Origin of the sequence: Ruegeria faecimaris (genome assembly GCF_900182615.1) — a bacterium.
GTDB lineage: Bacteria > Pseudomonadota > Alphaproteobacteria > Rhodobacterales > Rhodobacteraceae > Ruegeria > Ruegeria faecimaris.
Map to the genome: position 1 here is coordinate 21,188 of NZ_FXTE01000003.1, position 18,348 is coordinate 39,535.

An 18,348-nucleotide genomic window follows, 5' to 3' on the forward strand; every position below is an offset into this window, starting at 1 on the left:
ATAGCGCTATACCCACTCTATCATGGGCAACCTCGAAACTTCCACGTTTGGCAATAAAGCACACAATCAGAGTATGCCCGGGCGCGGTTCTCCGGCGGTTAATTGTTACCGTCGAGTTGATTGCAAATAGGTGATGCTATCAGGAGAGGTCCAATGACCGACCGGCCTTCTATACATGTTGACCCGATCATGGTGAACGTGCGTGATCTTCTTCTGGCCACGTAGTGTCATTTGATGGTCCTTGATTTGGATGTTTTGCTGGGTCTGTTTGCCTTCAAGCGCCTGAACCTCCTCCTTTAGTGCTATACCGGCGAGGCAGTATTGTGCCAAAATACGGGCGCGGCCATTGATCTTACGCAAGCGGGTGTTCTGTCAGCCGCCTAGTTTTGCTCAGGTGCAAAAACTTATTTAGGTCTCTTGCGCAACCGAGCGTCTAAAAAGCAGCAGACTTGTTGCCAGAAGGATCGCGCCCAAGCACGCCATCCATACGAACTCTGCCCAGACCGTCTCGATCCCGGCACCTTTGAAAATGATGGACTGACTGGCTGACATGTAGTGGCGGGATGGGAGGATAGATGTTCCGATCTGAAGCCAGCCGGGCTGCCCTTCGATTGGCGTCTCTCCTCCTGACAGCATCAACATTGGAAGCACCGTCAGCATAACCAAAAGTGCGAATTGAGCCATTGAGCGCGCAATCGTCGCAAGAAACACCCCAAGCGCCGTCGCCGTGAAGAGAAAGAGAGCTGTGCCAATTAAAAACAACACCTTCGATCCCGCGATGCTGATCCCCAGGAAGTCTTGCATAACAAAGGTCAGCGATAGGGCGGTCGCTACCAGAACCACCGCAGCGTTTGCCCAGATCTTGGCGACCGCAATGTCAAATGGGGTAAGCGGCATCGCCAGCAGGTGTTCGATTGTTCCATGCTCGCGCTCACGGATCATGGCAGCACCGGTAAGGATTGTGGTCAGCCACATGATCTGGCCGATCAACGCGACGATACCGGCGAAACGAACAGTGTCGCGATTTGGATTAAATGCGCTGCGCACAATGATATCGATGGGCGGCGGGTCTAACAATTCTGCACCGATGGCAAAGCGCTGGATCTCGGCGCTCAAGATATTGATGATGTAGTTTGCTCCAATTCCGGCCTGCTCCATCGCTGTCGCATCGATCAAAACCTGAATTTCTGGCGCGCGCCCGGCTCGAACATCTTTCTCGAACCCTGGTGGCACTGCGACTACAAACAGGAAATGCCCTGCATCCATCTTTTCGGCCCCGGTGCCCGGTGCGATCTGGACAACGGGTTGGAATTCAGGCGGAAAAAACGCTGAGGCAAGCGAGCGTGAAAGCGGCGAGCCATCCTCGTCGGCAAATGCAATGGATGCATTGTTGACCGAGTTTGAAACGCCCGTTGCCTCCATTACGGGCGCCAGCGTGAATGACCAGACAAGCAGCGCCATCATCACCCAGTCGCGCCGAAGGCTCATCATTTCTTTCAAACCAAGCCAGAATATGCGGGACAATCGTTGCATTCACTTCTCTTGCGCTCGGAGTAACAGTGCAGCGATCAAGGTTAGCGCGGGCCCGAAACAGGCTAGGGCCAGAAGGTCGGGGGCAAGTGCATCCCAGCTGAGGCCTTTGGTGAACGCGCCGACGTTTAGATGCAGGAAATAGGATGAAGGCCAAAACGATCCAATCGTCTGAGCACCGCCTTCCAAGGTCGAGATCGGTTGTAGCAGCCCGGAGAATTGAATGGTCGGCACCACCGACGCGATAGCGGTGGCAAAAGTTGCGGCCACCTGGCTCGACGTTATGGTCGCAATAAGCAATCCATAAGATGTGGTTGCCCAAACATATAGGAAAGCACCAATTGCAAGGGGCACCGGATTTCCTTTTAGGGGCACGCCAAAAATGAAGATCGTCATCGCCGCCAAAAGTAGGAAATTGACGAACGCTATCGCGATGTAGGGGATCTGTTTGCCAACCAGAAATTCGAGCCGCGTCGTCGGCGTTGCGTAGAAATTGGTGATCGTGCCCAACTCTTTCTCCCGCGCGACACTAACAGCCATCAAAACGGCCGGCAGCATTATCAACAGGATCGCAGGCATGGCAGGGGCCATTGCAGCGATACTTTCAAAGCTTTGATTGTATCGGAAGCGCGGTTCGATGCGGGCGATTTCGACCGACTGCTCGCCACTTTGGCGGGCCATTACTTCCAGAAACGTACTGTGAAGCCCGGCCACATAGCCCTCTATTGTCTCACCCTTGAACGGTATCGCACCGTCCACAATTGCCAAGACTTCAGTTGGCTCGCCGGCGCGCAACTTGCGACCAAAATCGGGTGGGAGTTCGACAACCAGCGAGATGTCTCCTTTGGCCAACCGCTCGCGGCCGTCTTCAAAACTGGCCAGAGGCACCGTGGGGTTGAAATAGCGCGAACCAGAAATCTCGGCGATATAGGTACGACTCTCAGGCGATTGAGACAGGTCGAGCACCGCGAAATCCAGGTCTTCTATGTCCAGAGTGATCCCATAGCAAAAGACCAACATCAGGATCACTGAGCCAAGGAAAGCAAAAGCCAAACGGACGCGATCGCGCAGAACCTCGGTTGTTTCGCGCCGTGCATAGGCCAGTATGCGCCCGATACTTCCGGCAGCGCCCGGGTTGACAGCATCAACCGAAACATTGGGTGCTGCTACCGGCGCGGGCGGCTCGACGGCCTCCAGGACAGCGATGAACGCACCTTCCAGACTGTCCGACTGTGCCGTTGCGATCAACTCATCTGGTGTACCTTCAGCTAATACCCGGCCTGCATGCATGAAAGAAACGCGATCACAGCGCTCCGCTTCGGTCATGAAATGTGTCGAGACGAAAATCGTTACATCATCGTCTCGCGACAGCTCGATTAACAGCGCCCAAAACGAGTCGCGCGCCTCGGGGTCCACGCCCGAGGTTGGCTCATCCAGGATCAATACCCGAGGCCGGTGGATCACGGCGACGGCAAGGGAAAGACGCTGCTTGATACCCAGCGGAAGCGCCGACGCCAGCGTGCCCATATGTGCCTTAAGGCCGAAACGTTCGGCCAATTCATCAATGCGTTCTACACGATCTTTGATCGCAAAGATGCGGGCGTGCAACTGGAGGTTTTGTTGAACGGTCAGCTCACCATAAAGCGAGAATGCCTGGCTCATATACCCGATCTCGCGGCGCATCCTTAGATCGCGCGCATCCACCGGTCTGCCGAACAGCAGCGCCTCTCCCTCACTTGCTGGCAGAAGACCTGTCAGCATTTTCATGGTGGTTGACTTGCCGCAGCCGTTTGATCCGAGGAAGCCAAAGATTTCGCCTCGGTGGATCGAGAATTCGACGTTGTCGACGGCAGTAAAATCGCCAAAGCGCCGGGTCAACCCACGCGCCGTGATCACCGGGTCTGCACCTTGATGATGCATGGGTACCTTGTTCGACACAAACCGGGGTTCCCCTCGTGCCTGTAGCTGCCTGAAAGATGTTTCAAGATCCCGGGCTTTACCCTTCAGCTTGGCAGGGGGGCCGTGAAATATCACCCGACCGGCATCCATCGCTACGATAAAATCGAATTGTTCGGCTTCCTCCATATAGGCCGTTGAAACCAGTATGGAGAGACCGGGCGTTTCTTCTCGGACCGCGTCTATCAGCGCCCAGAATTGGCGCCGCGACAGGGGATCAATTCCGGTCGTCGGTTCGTCCAGTACCAGAAACTTAGGGTCGTGGATCAGCGCACAACACAGTCCAAGTTTCTGCTTCATTCCGCCCGAAAGTTTGCCCATAAGCCGGTCCGAAAAGGGCGCAAGTCCGGTCGCTGACAGCAAGGCCGCGATCCTGATTTCACGCTCCTGTTGCCCCTGTCCGAAAAGACGTGAAAAGAACTCGAGATTCTCACGCACAGACAGTTCCGCGTATAAGTTGCGGCCCAACCCCTGCGGCATAAATGCGATCGCCGGGCACACGCGGTGACGGTGCGCGCGGTCACCTATCGATCCCCCGAGAACATCAATTTCCCCGGACTGAAGTTGCTTTGCGCCGGTAATCAATCCCAGCAGCGTTGACTTGCCAACCCCGTCTGGCCCGATCAATCCGATAAGCTGGCCAGTTGGCAGAACCAGCGAAAGGTTATCCAACGCAACATGCTGTCGGTACGTGTGTGTGACACCGTTGATGCAGAAACCCGATGAGCCCCCCTCGGCGCTCATTCGAACAGCTCGGGTGGAATTCGTCTATCCAGATCATCTGGCCACGCGCCATCGGAAGTAAGTCGGATCACTGCAATGCCGCGAAGGCCGGTCTTCACATGCTCAATCCGCGCCGTAACCAAATCCCTGGGAATGCGAACCCGAACGCGAAACACCAGCTGCTCCCGTTCGCTCAAAGTTTCTACCTGCTTGGGAGTGAATTGAGCTTCGGGAGAGACGAAGGTTACGGTTGCTGGGATGGCAAATTCCGGCAACGCATCAAGCACGATGCGCGCCTCGGCACCGATGGGCAAAAGCCCCGCTTCGCGTGCAGGCAGGAAGACCTCCATATAGACGTTTTCCAAACTGAGTAACGTCAAGATCGGTTCGCCCGCTCCAACGACCTCGCCGGGCTCGGCCAGTCGATACAGAATACGCCCCGGCATGGGAGCGATGAGGGAACCATCCTCTATTTGTTCCGCAATCCGGCGCACCTCGGCCTCTGCGGCGGCAATCTGGCTATCCGCCGTTGCAACCCGGGCCTTGGCCGCGCCCAGCACGGCATCCGCAACCTGAAACGCGGTTTCACGATCCTCAAAGACAGTCATCGAGATATTCTGACCGGCCAGCAACGCCTTGGCCCGGTCAAGCTCCTGCGAAGCGCGACGCTGCTGGCTTTCTCGCTGGATGACCACGGCTTCGGCTTCGGCCTTGGTTTGGCGCGCCAGCGCAACCTGGGCACTGGCACGGTCAAGGGCTGCAGATAATTCATCTGTATCCATTTCAACCAGCAGTTCACCCGAAGCAACCAGGCTGCCCTCTGCTGCTATGACCCGAGCAACGCGCCCGGCAAAGGTTGGAGCGATTTCTACTTGTTCAGCCTCGATCCGCCCATTGCCCTGTACAAACCCAGCCGGCAATTCATCACTGTCTTCTGCGACGAAAAAATAAACAGCTGCACCTGCAAGTAGGAGCGCTATGGCGATCAGAATTGCGCGTACGTTCTTTCTCATGGCCCCGCGCACATTAGTTAATTTTCTATTCTAATTTAGCTCGCTCTCGAAGTGATGCCTTGAGTTGGATCAAACAGGTTCTATCTGATGATTGTCCAAGTGCTTATCGGGTACGAAATTGAGGCACAGGTCTGGTTGTTGACCCACATCCATGGCCCAATGAGGCTTTCGGGGTGTGACTCTCTATGACGGCTGCGCCGAATTGGTCGCAATGATGCGCAAGGGCAAGCATCCCGTAGTCGAAATAAATGCCCAGTTGTCCATCTGTCGTGTCAAAGCTCTTACGAGTCACGCTTCCAACGTTCAGGTAAAACCAACACTGCGTCAGCGTTGCTGGCTGTCGTTCCTACTTCGGCAACATGAAGAACTCTTCAAGTACAATTTTCCCATCTGCTACCGAATAAACTGCGATCTCGCTCAAGGTCATGTGTTGCCCTGTAGCCTTCTGCGTTACGTTAACCTTATATCGTACACCGAAGCGGTTTGGGGGATGAACATAGGGGCCATCCACGTCGAATTCGACGATTTCATGAGCTGCCAGCCAGTCCTCTCTTTTTCCCTTGATAGCATCCCGGCCCTTGGTAATGCGAAACTGTCGAACCGGAGGCACAACCGCCTCAATAGATTGAGCGTTTTCTGCATACATTTCACCAACGTTTGCAAGACCTCTGCGATCCCGCATTGCCTGAACGAATGTTCGTCCAATCTCGACTAATTCTTCCATAATAGCCCCCCAATTTCAGCCTCAACTGTATCACATCTTACCTTTGCCAATCTTGACAGGGATCAATAAAATTAGATGTTCGCGAAGGATTCAGATCAGGATCGAGAGGACGACTTGCACAGTGGAAATGAGCGGCCCAATTCCCGGCGCCGTCTTCAGCCAGTGCGCTATTAGACAACGCCTTCAGAACCAACTGTTTCCGTTCATTTCGCTCCGGTCGGTGCTTAAATCGAAGAAGCGGATCTTACCGATTTGTTCCGCCAAGATAAGCAAACCAATAGGCCAAGGCAACTCCTCCCGCCCCGCCGACAATGTTACCCAGAGTGACCCATAGCAGATTGGCCGCCGCTGCGAAAACCGGCACGGTTGCTCCCGCTGCCCAGCCCTGCGGGAAGAAATACATGTTCGCAATCGAATGCTCGAGCCCCAGCAGCACAAATGCTGAGACGGGCCACAAGACCGCTAGAATTTTTCCAGCGACGCTGCGGGCGGCGAAGGACAGCCATACGGCAAGGCAAACCAGCCCGTTGCACAATGCGCCGCGGGCGAAAGCCTCCATCGGTTCCAACCCCGCTTTGGCATCGGCTACCCTTATGGCAGTGCTACCCATCGGCCCATCAAGCAAGCCGGTCAGGGCGAAAGCTAATGCAAGCACAACGGCACCCACGAAGTTACCAACGTAGACGATACCCCAACTTCGGAACAGCAGCCGCAGCGGTATCTTGCGATCGACCGCTGCTATCACCATCAGAACATTGCCGGTGAATAATTCTGCACCACCTGCGATCACCAGGATAAGGCCCAGGGAAAACACTGCTCCTCCCAGAACGCGGATCGGCCCTGAAGCGCTGTCTGCCCCCGTGACCGCCATCGTATAGGCCGCTGCGCCAAACCCTATGAATGCTCCAGCCAGCATCGCAAGAACGAACATGGGTGCTAGTGGCAGCTTTGCCTTTGCGATCCCGGCAGTCTCAACTAACGTTGCAATTTCAGCGGGTTTATGAGCATCGAACAGGGCCGGGGGGTTCATGTGGCGCTCCAGAGTTTGCACGAGTTTACGTAGCAGGAAGTTTAAGCCTGTCTTCTGACCTTGAACTAACGCGCAAATAAAACCGGAAGCCTATCTGTTCCCTCTGAGTTCGGATAGTTCCACCTAACACAGTTTGGCGCGCGGTCATGGCCATAGGTACCCATGAGGTCCACTTCAGCTTCCGCTTTTGCGAGATCTCAACGCAGAACTTTTCGATCCTCATCGTTTAGCGCCGATTGGGGCCAAGTTCGAAATTCAGGCAACGGTTAAAACAGCACAAGTGGCATTCCGACTGATGCCTAGAGAGGTGCTCCCTTGAATTAGGCTACCAATGCTTCCCAATCCACGGCGACCCGTCACAATCAGGTCAGCTTTGCATTGCTCGGCACATGCGATGATCTGGTCGACGGGGTCTCCGCGTTGGGTATGCGTTTGCGAAACCGTCTGATTGTACTCTTCGACAATCTCTCTACCAGCGGAAATAATCTTGTTTGCTGCCTGCTGCACCTCTTCGTCTGAAGGCATTGTCGTGATGGCGTGATAGCCAGCCAATGCGCCCATTGCGAACGCCACGGTTTGGGGCTGAGGTGTATGAACAAGGTGAATTTGGGAGCCATATTTGCTTGAAATATCACAGGCAACGCGCAGAGCTGCTTCTGACGCCTCAGATCCATCCAAGCCAACTACGATCTTTTTGAACATGTTGCACTCCCTCCTTAGTGAGGGGTTAGTATGGGCGAGCTTGAAGTAGTTAACTTTGACTCAAATCAACACTTTTCACTGCAGGTTCGAGCGTAGTCGTCCGTCTATTTCTAGAAGATACACGGTAACTGAACCAATTTTAAAGAATGTTAGGAGTTGCAAACGGGTCATCCCAAAGGGGCAACAGCGCATAATTATTGCGAAAAACCTCGCGCAGACGCTGCATTTTTTCAAAGGGTATCAAGTTAAGACCAATGATAAAGATCAAGGGAAATGGCGAGAAGAATTGCTATTAGGGACGTGCGTTTCAGTTCGTTTGGCAAGGTTGGCAGATTGCCCACGACATGAGATTCAATCTTATTTCTGGGGAATACAACGATGCCTTCCTCTCCGCCTTGGGTTCGCCCAGTTACGATAGCCGCAGTACTCTTTGGTCTCCTGACCATTTTCTCAGGAGGAACAGCCCTGTTTGGGGGTGCTGCTGCCAGAGCTGCAGTCGGAGATGCAGTTCTATTCGTGCTTTGGTTCAATTTTCTGGCTGGATTTATCTATTTGCTAGGCGCTTTGGCGCTCTATAAATCCACAATCTGGGCACAACGAATTGCCTGGTTGCTTGGCTTATCTACACTATTGGTGTTCGTTGTTCTGATACTAGTGGCACTTAGTGGAACGCCGTTTGAATGGCGAACGGTCGGCGCAATGACCATACGCAGTGCATTCTGGTTAACTGTAGCTTTCGCGCTTTCCAAAACCGCATAAGCCAGCCAATGGGTGCCTCACCCGCGCCCAAATAACTTGGCAAGACAGGCACTTTTGATTGGGATCAAGGGCCGAAGCGAGCTGTTTCGACATAGTTGGTGCGTTTTTCGAACCGATTTGCAGGAGGATCGGAATGACTGTGCTGATTGCCTACGGTACCCTAGAAGGCCAAACGGCTAAGATTGCGCATTTTATCAACGATGTGGTCAGAGAAACTAGCTACGAAACGAAGCTGATCAACGCCAGCGGTCACCCCCGCTGTCTGTCTCAGTGGCAGCTTGAATAGCACCTTGGTCGACAGGCAGAATTGGATCGCCGCATTCGAAAAGACCGGCTGTGACAAGGCCGACCTTCGTGTGCCGCGAGCCAGGTCATGTCCTTGTCCAGCCAGACAAGAAGTGAGCCGCGCTCCTTAGGCGCAGCATTGTAGTCGGACCAATTCGTGACGCGTTAACGGGCGGAAGATGGCTTACTCATCCACACCGTTTAACCTTATGGATTCGCGTTGTGAATCCCTTGCTGCGAGAGATATGCAACAACGCCCGTGTTCGTGAGAACATAGCGGTCTAACTATCAGAAGGTCATTTAAGATGAGATTGATACTCGCGATTTTGCTTCCGTTTGTGGTGTTCTTCACGATCCAACGCCCTTTTCTGCCTGCTCTGCGTATTCCCAGTGAATTGTCGCGTGAATCCCAATAAAGTTGCCGCCCAATCTTGTTGACAACGTGCATCCAGACCGATGGCCTCCAATCGCCGTGCCACAGGCTACTTGGCAGTAAGGCCACACGGCAGACTTTCGCCGCGCTTGCATCAACAAGCCCTACAAACGGCGGCAATAGCATCTGAAGCGGACTTTTAATCCAAGATGCAGTGGTGTGGAGCTTTGGACAGTGGCCATGCCGGACAAAGCCGCCATCGGGAAATAAAATCAAAAATGGAAGCATTTCCTTATACGGCGGTCAATGCCCCCTCCCAATTTGTCCACTCATACGCAACAACATTAACCGAACGTGAACAATGTATTCTCAGAGTGTTCAACCGTTATCGTTCATACTTCCTTACTCAGGGCCGATCAATGCGTGCCCGGATGCACTGAAGGGGAACAGCATGATCAATACTGCCAATGAGGGTGCGCCTAGCATTCCTACAGCAATGCAATCCTCGCGCACCGTCTCAGGCGGTGAAATGTCAAACATCACGAATTCGAGCAACGGTCGCTTCCCTCCTATCGAAAATGCACTGTCTGAAATTATCAACAATAAGCGACTAGAAGAGGCAAAACGGGGCGTCTGATCTCTCAACAGAACGTCTGCGTATATCCCAAGTCACGTGGTGTTGTCTGGGATGTAGTGAAACCCGCTCCGGATCGGAGCGGGTTTTTTTATTTGTGATGTTGTTATGCCTGCTGGCTCGGGTCTATTTGACCTGATGATTGATTGGACAATCAGCAATCAGCAATCAGCTATCAAGACCAAGCAGAGTTTTTACGGCAGCTTCGACCTCATCCGTCACAGGCTTGTTGGCGGCAGCCTCCAACGCTTCACGCTCGGTCTGCGGTTGATTTTCTACAGCCTCAGTCAGCGCATCGACTTCTGCCACCGTATCGTTGTAGTCGACCGCAGCCTGCCGTTCGGCGCCTAGGTCTTCGGCCGTATCGAGGGCTCCCTGAAGTTCGTTATTGGCGTCCTTAAGCTCTGCTTCTATATCCGGATCTGTGCCCCCGGCATCGGCAAGAGCGTCCTCAAGCTCGTTCACGCGATCCTGCTTCTCCTGAACATCTGTCAGAGCCGCATCAAGGTCCTCTTCGATCTCAGAGACCGGGCGGTCCGGCGGGGTCATGCCATCCAGCTGTGCCTGTGTTTCCGCAAGCTCCTCACGCAATTCATCTCCGGCCAGAACCGCGTCACGAAATGCGGCGATGCGGCCCACACGGGAATTAGGAGAGGCGTTCTTGAGAGCATTCTCATTAGCGTTGGCGGCGTTCAGTGCGCCTAGTTCAGATGGGTGCACGCCCAGCAGATCCGCCATCTTGTACCCTTTCGGTTTCGGGGCGGGGCGAATTGCTTTGGTCACCTGATCCACTGGTTGACTTTTGCGTACGGTCTTTACGGCTGTGGATTTGGCTTTGGTCTTTTTGCCCCCAAACAGGTCTTTCAAGGAAAACTTGTTTTTTCCCGATGACTTTGACTTACCCGCGTTGGAAGATTTCCGGTTAGATTTTCCGGCCGCTTTATCACTATCGCTAATGGACGCACCAGATCCGCCATTACCGTTTCCACCACCATTGCCGTTTCCACCGCCGTTGCCATTGCCGCCGCCGTTTCCGTTACCGCCGCCGTTGCCCCCTTTGGCATAAGCAGCATCAGGAAACGCGACAGCTCCGACAATCGCGGTCGAGCCCAGCAGGGCGATGGCAATAGCAGAGGCTTTTAGCAGGTTGATCGGTTTGGTGTTCATATTGGTCCTCGTTCGTCAGGTGCGATTCTTGTCTGTCACGGTAATCAGCGGCGAGCAGACGCAAAAACTGGGTGTCGAAAACAGAGTCCGACACCCCTGATCTAAACCCATCATCGTTGAACCCACGCGTAACTGGCTGTTCACCGTAGGTTCACATAGAAATCGGTAGATTGAGCCGGCGTTTTCGCAGTAATGAGTGACAAGGATGAAAAAGCTTATTGCCATTGCCTGTCTACTTGCCTTTCTCCACCCCGGAGAGGGACAGGCTTCTGCACGTGAGTTGACGCAATCTGAGTTGCGCAAGGCGACAACCTCAGGCAGTGCCATTCGTTTGAAAAAAGTAATCAAAGGCGTTGAAAAGGCTTTTGGTGGAACGCCAGTTGACGCGCGCGCCTTTCAGGCTGACAGGCTATATTACCGTATTCTCGTCAAGAAACCGGATGGTAAAATCGTCAGTGTCATCGTCAACGCTCAGACGGGTGTTGTTGTCTCCAACCGATCCGTCGTTGGCCGCCAGATTTCTGAAGCTGCCCGCGCTGCGCCGGGTAAATCCGGCAAGGGCACTTCGCAGGGGAAATCTGCAAACAAAGGCAATAGCGGCGGTAACTCCGGTGGCAATGGTGGCGGTAATTCCGGTGGTAACGGTGGTGGTAATTCCGGTGGCAACGGCGGCGGTAACGGCGGTGGTAACTCCGGTGGTAATGGCGGAGGTAACGGCGGGGGCAAAAAGTAATGGTTATACTTCCATTCGCTCGCCTATAGTCCCTAAGTATGAGAGTATTGCTGGCAGAAGACGAACCGCACCTCTGCGAACAGATCAAAAAACTCCTGAACGCAGAAGGCCGCGTTGTGGATGTCGCCAATAGTGGGCTCGACGCCCTGCATCTGGGTGCGACCGAACCATATGACATGATCATCCTTGACCTCGGCCTTCCAGAGCGCGACGGCATTTCGATTCTGCGCGAATGGCGCAACGAGGGTGTCAAAACACCGGTGCTGATTCTGACTGCCCGCGATGGCTGGAGCGAAAGGGTCGACGGCCTGGATGCGGGCGCAGATGACTATATGACCAAACCGTTCCACATGCCCGAACTGGCCGCGCGTGTTCGCGCCATCCTGCGACGGCAAAGTGGACAGCTGAATCCCGTGATTGAAATGGGAAACGTCATTCTGGATACCCGTAACGGCCGGGTGACAGCCGATGGCGTGCCGGTTGACCTGACTGCTCAAGAAATCGCGGTGCTGACTTATCTGGCGCATAATTCTGGTCGGATGATTTCACGATCAGAACTTTCAGAGCATATCTATGAATACGATGGAGACCGGGATTCGAACACCATCGCCGTATTTGTTACCCGTCTGCGCAAGAAACTTGGCACTGACCTGATCACAACGGTTCGGGGTCGTGGATATATGATCGATTCGGCCTGATGTTATCGCTGCGACAACGGGCATTGCTGGGGGGAATTGCATCTGGGGCAGTGTCTGTGGGCGTAGGTACACTGGCGGTTTTCTCATACATTGATGCACGGGTGTCCAACCGGTTCGACTCTGCGCTGCTGGATCGTCACACACAGCTGGTTGTTGGGCTGAATGTCACAACCGAAAACCCGGATGCCCTACGGGATCTGATATTTGACCCGGCTTATGGCACCCCCTATTCCGGACGGTACTGGCAGGTCAGCAGCGCCGACGGTGTGGTCTTCACCTCTCGCTCGCTGTTTGATGAGGTCATCGCGGAACCTCCCGGTATTCCTGACATCCCCACACTCTGGGACACAAGCGGTCCGGAGAATGAAGTGCTGCGCAGCGCTTTTCAGAAGATCACTTATGAAGATGGCACGGTATGGGGCGTCAGCGTCGCCGAAAGTCAGGCTCAGCTCGTGGCCGAGCGGCGCGCGGCGCAGAAAAGCCTGCTGCCGGTGTTTGGCCTAGTTGGCCTGATCGGTTTAGCCGGCTCGTTGTTTCTGATTTCAGTTGTTCTGGGACCATTGCGAAAGCTGCGTACGGATGTGGCCCATCGCTGGGATCAGGATGAAGACCTTAGGCCAACAGATTACCCCGAAGAGGTCTCGCCATTGGTCGAGGACCTGAACCAGCTGCTGCGTCGGAACCGCGAGATCGTTTCGGGTTCGCGCCGCCAGGCCGCAGATCTGGCACACGCATTGAAAACTCCTACAGCCATATTGCGCAATGAACTTGTGACATTGTCCGACGCCGGAGCGGTGACAGATACCGCACAAGAGGCGCTGGACAGGATCGATGCTCAACTTGGTCGATCTCTGGCCAGGCTGCGGGCTTTGAACGCTGCGGACCTGACCCATTCGCGGACCGATCTGTCTAACTCCATCGAGCGCCTGGCGCGGCTGTTCTCGGCCATGGCGGACCGCGAAGGCAAATCGCTGCAGATTGATGGCGATCCGGGTCTTTGGGTGCGCATGGATACGCAGGACATCGAAGAGATTTTGGGCAACCTTCTGGACAACGCAGTCAAATGGTGTCGAAGCGCGGTACGGCTGACCGCGAAACGTAAGCAGAAATGCATCGAAATCAGTATCGAGGATGACGGACCCGGAATTTCGGAAGACGCCCACCGCGAAGCCTTGCGATCCGGCGGACGACTGGACACCTCGGTCGTTGGCAGCGGGCTTGGGCTGGCGATCGCGGTCGACTTACTGAAAGCCTACGATGCCAGACTAGATCTGGACCGCTCTGAATCGCTGGGTGGGTTGGTGTGTCGGATTGTGATCCCGACCTGAAGTCGCCCGGAATCTGATCTGCAAAGTGTCGTTTGAACAATTCGCAACTTTAACTACCAATGGGCCCGAACCTGTCGTCTGACGATCTCAGTAGGTCATCGGGTTGGTTCAGACCGCACAAAGTCGGCCTAATGGACAAATCAGGCGTTCGGCTAGGTTCACATTTTCAGAAAAATGAAGGCGCATTTTTTTGCGCATTGGATCGGGCGATCAAAAGTTACAGCCAAAATACTTCTGTGAAGGTAAACCGATAGGAAGAACTGCCGAAGACAATGTATTCGGTCAAAAAGCCAAATTGCTTAAGTGAGGGACTCTGTGACTTCTGAGAACGCCTTAATTTACCTGTCTGACGACGACCTCGGGGGTTTAGGCATCCAACCTTCGGAAGTTGCCGATGCCATCGAGGCTGCTTTAATAGCCAAGGCAGACGAAAAGCTTCACACTTCTCCCAAGACAGTCATCTTGCCCGGCGATGGACGCTACGCAATGTCTACATTGGCAATGGGAGATGATGGATTCATCGTGACCAAGCAGGTTACAGTGTGTCCGGAAAACCCGGCGAGGGGTCTTCCCGCGATAAACGGTGCCATCATGGTTATGGATGCGCAAACCGGACTACTTCGCGCGGTCTTGGGAGCGAATTGGATTACGGCAATCAGAACTGCGGCTCTGTCAGTGGTGGCAGCGCGACGGCTTGCTGACCCTCATGCCGAGACGGTGGCTTTTGTGGGCGCGGGCGTGCAAGCTCACTCCCATCTAGCTGCGTTTTCAGAACTGTTTCCCTTGAAACGAATCCGCGTGTTCGGGCGTGGTAAAGAGAATGCCGACAAGCTTTGTCGTTATGCTAGGGGCATGGGTCTCGAAGCTGAAACATGCGCCAATGCCAAGGAGGCTTTGAGTGATGCTGATCTGATAGTGACATCGATAACGTTGGACTATTCCATTGAACCCTTCTTGGATGCCCGATGGCTGAAGCCGACTGCCTTCGCAACCATAACTGATGCGTGCATCCCGTGGGTGCCGGCGCACATGACTGGTATTAAAACGGTAATTGTCGACGACCGTTTGCAGGAGCTGGAAAGCGACAAGCCGATGTTGCCATACGAGCAAATTGCTGGCGACTTGACGGAATTGGTCGCTGGCAAAGTCGACGTCCGAGCACGCAATAAACCGGCGGCTTTTGCTTTCAGAGGGATTTCACTGGGGGATTATGCTGCTTCGGTCCTCGCAGTTCGCCGGTTCACCGAAAAACCCGTGAAGTGAGGCCAAAGACATGAACACCCACTTTGTAATTAGATACCGGAATGGTCGCTTTGGGCGCAGATACGCCATTCTCTGCGATCAGTTCAATTAGTTGGTCGCAGCCCGAAGCGGAACTTCCACTCCGAGCTTTGCAAAATCTAACAAGCGGACGGCAGCTACCATTAGTGTGAATGGCTTGAAGGTATCGAGCATTCGCCACGGCGACAATTTAAGAAAAAAATGACTGCGAGAAACAAGGTGGCTGAAACTGCTCTCTGACAGAAAACAGGCGCCACCGCACACTTTCGGGAAAAACAGGTTTAACCCAAGGTGTTGCCGGTGATGAAGGTGTACGAACTTTCGACCAGATCGATGACGACTTCCAACTCTTCTGGTGTGGTTGGAGTATAGATCATGACAAAGCCGCTCCATCCGGGGCGTTGATCGGCCCAAGGGTGAGCTACGGCCCAGCCAGCCTCAATTGCTTTTCGCGCCAATGCTGGGTCGAGCGAAGCGTGCAAACTGCCGTCAGGATGCAAATGCGCAAACTCAAACCCACCGACGATAGAGCTCGGTCGAGACAACAACATGTCGGGATCAAGCTGAAAGCCAGTCGCGCCAGGTAGTGATATGCGTGTGGGGCCAAGTGTGACCCCTGGGAATTGCGCAACTCGCTCCAGCAATAGCCGGGCCAAATCGGCATCAATTTCGACACCTATCTGAGTATGCGGTACGCCGCTTGTCGTTTCAGGGCGGGGCGAGGTGCGCTCTGGGAACGCGTACTCTTGCGCATATGCCAAAGGGCTCGTGACCGCCGCTACTGCGACAACAGCAAATATTTTCGGGAAAATATCCATATTGTTGGCGACCCCGTCAAAAGTTAAGAAAGAGCACTCCGTGCAGTATCAGCGCACTTGCACACATCATTCAGCCTTTAACGCTTCGATATTGATCAAGAGCTCTATTTCGTCGCTCACCGCAGGTGCAAACGCCCCAAGTCCGAATTCAGACCGCACGATAGTCGCCGTGGCTGCCAGCCCCAAGGTTGGCGTGCCCTCTTTTGGGCCAAACGGGTATGGCGCTGACTTGTTAAGCGTTGTTTCCAGGACAACAGGTTTGGTGATGCCATTCATGGTCAGGTCGCCAGAAATATTCGCGGTGTTGTCCCCGGTCACTTCAATGTTGGTTGAGGCGAATGTGACCACGTCACCGTCACTCGCGCTAAAAAAGTCATCGGACATGAAGTGTTGCAAACGGGCATCCCAGCCCGTGATCATGGATTTTACAGGCATAGACACTGTGACAGATGAGGCCGACGGATCATCTTCGTTGAACTCAATCTCACCGCTAAAACCTGAGAACATTCCAAACGTTTCTGAGAACCCGATGTGATCGTAGCTAAACAATACCTGGCTGTGTCCAGGATCCAGCTCGTAAGTGCCACTCTCGGACAATGCGGTTGTCGCGCCCATCGATAAGATTACCGCCAGCGGGGTTGCTGCCACTTTGAACATTGATACGCTCCCATTTTGACAAGACGTGTTTGCGAAATTGAATTTTGGGATTTAGTTTTAGCTTGCCATACTTTTAGGACAAAATGTTCTACTATGCAACAAAATGTTCTATAGGAGGGGTGATTGAAAGAAGATCCTAGGCTGATCGCCACACGACAGACCGCGCTTGATGCTGCGCAAAAGATACTAATGGATGAGGGCGTGCTGCACGTAACTCATGGCTCAGTATCGAAGGCAACGGGCATTTCGCGCAGCACACTTTACAGACACTGGCCAGATGCGCGTAGTCTGCGTGATGCAGCGTTCAGGCGCATCGCAACACCGCCGAACATACCGCCCAAAACCGATGGCCCGCTACGATCTGACCTGCGCTGGCTACTCGGTGTACTGATGGGAGCCTTGAATGACACACCATGGGGCCAAATTGCGCCTCAGGTGGTCGCTGCTGCGTCCAACGATGCAGAAGCGAGGTTGGTGATCACTGAATTTATGAAAGACAGGTTCGCAAGTGTTGAAGCAGTATTTGCAGCCGCAATAGGCCGCGGTGAGATCACCGCCGACGTCCCGGTTGACCAACTCATAGAACTAGCAGTCGCTGCACCTTATTTCCGCAAACTCATACGTCACGAGGCACTGGACGAAGATTGGTTGGATCAACATGTTGATCTGCTTTGCAGTATAGCGAAAACCAATTCGGGACATTGAACATCGCCTGAATTTGCAGACAAAGCGACCAAGAAGCCTAACGATCTCCAAGATCGCGGTGAGGCTATGTTCGCTGCGTGACATCAGCACGTCGTATGGTCAAAACGTACCGCTACTCACAACGTTGATGTCTGTACCCTGATTTGTCGCTGCCGCTCATTCCTATTGCAACATGAACACCTTGGGTTCAGTGTTGCCATTCTCCGCAGCAAACACCATAGGCCGCTAGCAGCCCAAAGCGGACCTTCAAGACAAGAATTTGCAGTTTCGTTGATGCGAGCCTACCCGCCGTTCGCTACTCTCGGATAAAGCGCATTCACAGTCTCGGTTAGCGGCCATTCAACAACGCTTGCCATGAATTGACTTTTGGTGCGAAGGAAGCTTTCGCTTGGATCTATGTTAGGCTCAGGATGCATTGATTTTCGCTGCGCTGCGTGATTCACAACTCCAAATATGGAGCGATGACATGAGCGACCTTTATTGGCTGACAGACGAGCATATGGCCAAGCTTTCCCCTTTCTTCCCGAAGTCGCACGGTAGGCCACGGGTCGATGATAGAAGGGTGCTAAGCGGGATTATCTTCATCAATCGCAATGGGTTGCGTTGGCGAGATGCCCCCAGGGAATACGGACCTCACAAGACGCTCTACAGCCGGTGGAAGCGTTGGAGCGAGAAACGCATCTTCGCACGAATGATGGCTGGTCTGGCCGTCGAGCACGGTGAAAAGAAGACGGTCATGATCGACGCCACATATCTAAAAGCCCATCGCACGGCGTCCAGCTTGGGCTCAAAAAGGGGGGGCGTGGCCGCCTGATTGGCAGAACCAAAGGCGGCATGGATACCAAGCTGCATGCTATTTGTGATAGCTAAGGTCGCCCGCTCAACCTGTTCGTTACCGCCGGGCAGGTCAGCGATTACATCGGTGCTCGGGCTCTGCTCAGCAGCATACCAAACGTGGATTGGCTGCTCGGGGATCGCGGCTATGACGCCGACTGGTTCCGAGAAGCGCTAAAAGACAAAGGGATACGCGCCTGCATCCCAGGCCGTAAGCAACGCAAGACACCGGTCAAATACGACAAGCGCAGGTACAAACGCCGCAATCGGATCGAGATCATGTTCGGCAGGCTCAAGGATTGGAGGCCCGTGGCGACACGCTATGACCGTAGTCCCGAGGTCTTCCTCTCAGCCTTCGCACTCGAGGCAACCGTTATGTACTGGTTATGAATCCTGAC

General features: G+C 54.0%; 16 protein-coding genes and 2 pseudogenes. 8 read left to right on the top strand and 10 right to left on the bottom strand.

The window, feature by feature from the left end; translation table 11 throughout:
• Window positions 1-408: 408 nt before the first annotated feature.
• From FN806_RS08380 to FN806_RS08405, 6 genes are all read right to left on the bottom strand, one after another.
• Window positions 409-1,533 (bottom strand): ABC transporter permease, encoded by a 1,125-nt coding sequence (locus tag FN806_RS08380; RefSeq protein WP_142636028.1) that lies wholly within the window; start codon window positions 1,531-1,533, stop codon window positions 409-411.
• Entirely contained in the window at window positions 1,534-4,230 is a 2,697-nt protein-coding gene (gene rbbA, locus FN806_RS08385; RefSeq protein ID WP_142636030.1) for a ribosome-associated ATPase/putative transporter RbbA, read from the bottom strand.
• A complete protein-coding gene (locus FN806_RS08390; RefSeq protein WP_142636032.1) occupies window positions 4,227-5,222 on the bottom strand; it encodes an HlyD family secretion protein in 996 nt (331 codons plus the stop codon). The genes rbbA and FN806_RS08390 overlap by 4 nt, the downstream gene beginning before the upstream one ends.
• Window positions 5,223-5,568: 346 nt before the next feature.
• On the bottom strand, window positions 5,569-5,946 hold the full coding sequence (locus FN806_RS08395) for a nuclear transport factor 2 family protein (RefSeq protein ID WP_142636034.1): 378 nt from the start codon (window positions 5,944-5,946) through the stop codon (window positions 5,569-5,571).
• Between the two features lie 244 nt (window positions 5,947-6,190).
• On the bottom strand, window positions 6,191-6,976 hold the full coding sequence (locus tag FN806_RS08400) for a formate/nitrite transporter family protein (protein ID WP_142636036.1): 786 nt from the start codon (window positions 6,974-6,976) through the stop codon (window positions 6,191-6,193).
• 255 nt (window positions 6,977-7,231) lie between these two features.
• Window positions 7,232-7,678 carry a universal stress protein gene (locus FN806_RS08405; RefSeq protein ID WP_142636038.1) on the bottom strand — a complete coding sequence of 149 codons (447 nt, stop codon included), beginning with the start codon at window positions 7,676-7,678 and terminating at the stop codon, window positions 7,232-7,234.
• Window positions 7,679-8,570: 892 nt separating this feature from the next.
• On the opposite strand from FN806_RS08405, the gene FN806_RS20435 reads away from it, so the two are divergent.
• Complete coding sequence (locus FN806_RS20435) at window positions 8,571-8,723, top strand: hypothetical protein (RefSeq protein WP_185956674.1); 153 nt, start codon at window positions 8,571-8,573, stop codon at window positions 8,721-8,723.
• On the opposite strand, the pseudogene FN806_RS08415 reads toward FN806_RS20435, so the two are convergent.
• Window positions 8,676-8,914, bottom strand: a pseudogene (locus FN806_RS08415) (transposase); the annotation flags it as partial. The gene FN806_RS20435 and the pseudogene FN806_RS08415 overlap by 48 nt on opposite strands.
• A gap of 632 nt (window positions 8,915-9,546) precedes the next feature.
• On the opposite strand from FN806_RS08415, the gene FN806_RS08420 reads away from it, so the two are divergent.
• Complete coding sequence (locus FN806_RS08420; RefSeq protein WP_142636042.1) at window positions 9,547-9,732, top strand: hypothetical protein; 186 nt, start codon at window positions 9,547-9,549, stop codon at window positions 9,730-9,732.
• Window positions 9,733-9,897: 165 nt separating this feature from the next.
• Here the strand turns inward: FN806_RS08420 and FN806_RS08425 are convergent, their stop codons facing one another.
• Window positions 9,898-10,896 (bottom strand): hypothetical protein, encoded by a 999-nt coding sequence (locus tag FN806_RS08425; RefSeq protein ID WP_185956657.1) that lies wholly within the window; start codon window positions 10,894-10,896, stop codon window positions 9,898-9,900.
• A gap of 205 nt (window positions 10,897-11,101) precedes the next feature.
• Between FN806_RS08425 and FN806_RS08435 the strand changes: the two genes are divergently transcribed.
• The 4 genes from FN806_RS08435 (at window position 11,102) to FN806_RS08450 (ending at window position 14,918) form a co-directional block, all read left to right on the top strand.
• Complete coding sequence (locus tag FN806_RS08435; RefSeq protein ID WP_142636048.1) at window positions 11,102-11,629, top strand: PepSY domain-containing protein; 528 nt, start codon at window positions 11,102-11,104, stop codon at window positions 11,627-11,629.
• Between the two features lie 38 nt (window positions 11,630-11,667).
• Window positions 11,668-12,327: a response regulator transcription factor gene (locus FN806_RS08440; RefSeq protein ID WP_142636050.1), complete on the top strand. Its 660-nt coding sequence runs from the start codon at window positions 11,668-11,670 to the stop codon at window positions 12,325-12,327.
• 56 nt (window positions 12,328-12,383) lie between these two features.
• Complete coding sequence (locus tag FN806_RS08445) at window positions 12,384-13,655, top strand: sensor histidine kinase (RefSeq protein ID WP_221929477.1); 1,272 nt, start codon at window positions 12,384-12,386, stop codon at window positions 13,653-13,655.
• 315 nt (window positions 13,656-13,970) lie between these two features.
• Window positions 13,971-14,918 carry an ornithine cyclodeaminase family protein gene (locus FN806_RS08450; protein WP_185956659.1) on the top strand — a complete coding sequence of 316 codons (948 nt, stop codon included), beginning with the start codon at window positions 13,971-13,973 and terminating at the stop codon, window positions 14,916-14,918.
• Window positions 14,919-15,217: 299 nt separating this feature from the next.
• Here the strand turns inward: FN806_RS08450 and FN806_RS08455 are convergent, their stop codons facing one another.
• Together FN806_RS08455 and FN806_RS08460 are read right to left on the bottom strand one after the other, a co-directional pair.
• Window positions 15,218-15,754 (bottom strand): luciferase domain-containing protein, encoded by a 537-nt coding sequence (locus tag FN806_RS08455; protein WP_142636056.1) that lies wholly within the window; start codon window positions 15,752-15,754, stop codon window positions 15,218-15,220.
• 66 nt (window positions 15,755-15,820) lie between these two features.
• Window positions 15,821-16,411, bottom strand: a complete 591-nt coding sequence (locus FN806_RS08460; RefSeq protein ID WP_142636058.1) for a YceI family protein — start codon at window positions 16,409-16,411, stop codon at window positions 15,821-15,823.
• 123 nt (window positions 16,412-16,534) lie between these two features.
• On the opposite strand from FN806_RS08460, the gene FN806_RS08465 reads away from it, so the two are divergent.
• Window positions 16,535-17,116: a TetR-like C-terminal domain-containing protein gene (locus tag FN806_RS08465; protein ID WP_142636060.1), complete on the top strand. Its 582-nt coding sequence runs from the start codon at window positions 16,535-16,537 to the stop codon at window positions 17,114-17,116.
• A 466-nt stretch (window positions 17,117-17,582) separates the two neighbouring features.
• Window positions 17,583-18,340, top strand: a pseudogene (locus tag FN806_RS08470) (IS5 family transposase).
• Window positions 18,341-18,348 lie beyond the last annotated feature (8 nt).

Excerpts from the sequence above, each read along its gene's own strand:
- FN806_RS08420 (WP_142636042.1), top strand. The coding sequence starts at position 9,547 with ATGATCAATACTGCCAATGAGGGTGCGCCTAGCATTCCTACAGCAATG.
- FN806_RS08460 (WP_142636058.1), bottom strand. The coding sequence starts at position 16,411 with ATGTTCAAAGTGGCAGCAACCCCGCTGGCGGTAATCTTATCGATGGGC.
- FN806_RS08405 (WP_142636038.1), bottom strand. The coding sequence starts at position 7,678 with ATGTTCAAAAAGATCGTAGTTGGCTTGGATGGATCTGAGGCGTCAGAA.
- rbbA (WP_142636030.1), bottom strand. The coding sequence starts at position 4,230 with ATGAGCGCCGAGGGGGGCTCATCGGGTTTCTGCATCAACGGTGTCACA.
- FN806_RS08435 (WP_142636048.1), top strand. The coding sequence starts at position 11,102 with ATGAAAAAGCTTATTGCCATTGCCTGTCTACTTGCCTTTCTCCACCCC.
- FN806_RS08400 (WP_142636036.1), bottom strand. The coding sequence starts at position 6,976 with ATGAACCCCCCGGCCCTGTTCGATGCTCATAAACCCGCTGAAATTGCA.
- FN806_RS08380 (WP_142636028.1), bottom strand. The coding sequence starts at position 1,533 with ATGCAACGATTGTCCCGCATATTCTGGCTTGGTTTGAAAGAAATGATG.
- FN806_RS08440 (WP_142636050.1), top strand. The coding sequence starts at position 11,668 with ATGAGAGTATTGCTGGCAGAAGACGAACCGCACCTCTGCGAACAGATC.
- FN806_RS08390 (WP_142636032.1), bottom strand. The coding sequence starts at position 5,222 with ATGAGAAAGAACGTACGCGCAATTCTGATCGCCATAGCGCTCCTACTT.
- FN806_RS08455 (WP_142636056.1), bottom strand. The coding sequence starts at position 15,754 with ATGGATATTTTCCCGAAAATATTTGCTGTTGTCGCAGTAGCGGCGGTC.
- FN806_RS08395 (WP_142636034.1), bottom strand. The coding sequence starts at position 5,946 with ATGGAAGAATTAGTCGAGATTGGACGAACATTCGTTCAGGCAATGCGG.
- FN806_RS08425 (WP_185956657.1), bottom strand. The coding sequence starts at position 10,896 with ATGAACACCAAACCGATCAACCTGCTAAAAGCCTCTGCTATTGCCATC.
- FN806_RS20435 (WP_185956674.1), top strand. The coding sequence starts at position 8,571 with ATGACTGTGCTGATTGCCTACGGTACCCTAGAAGGCCAAACGGCTAAG.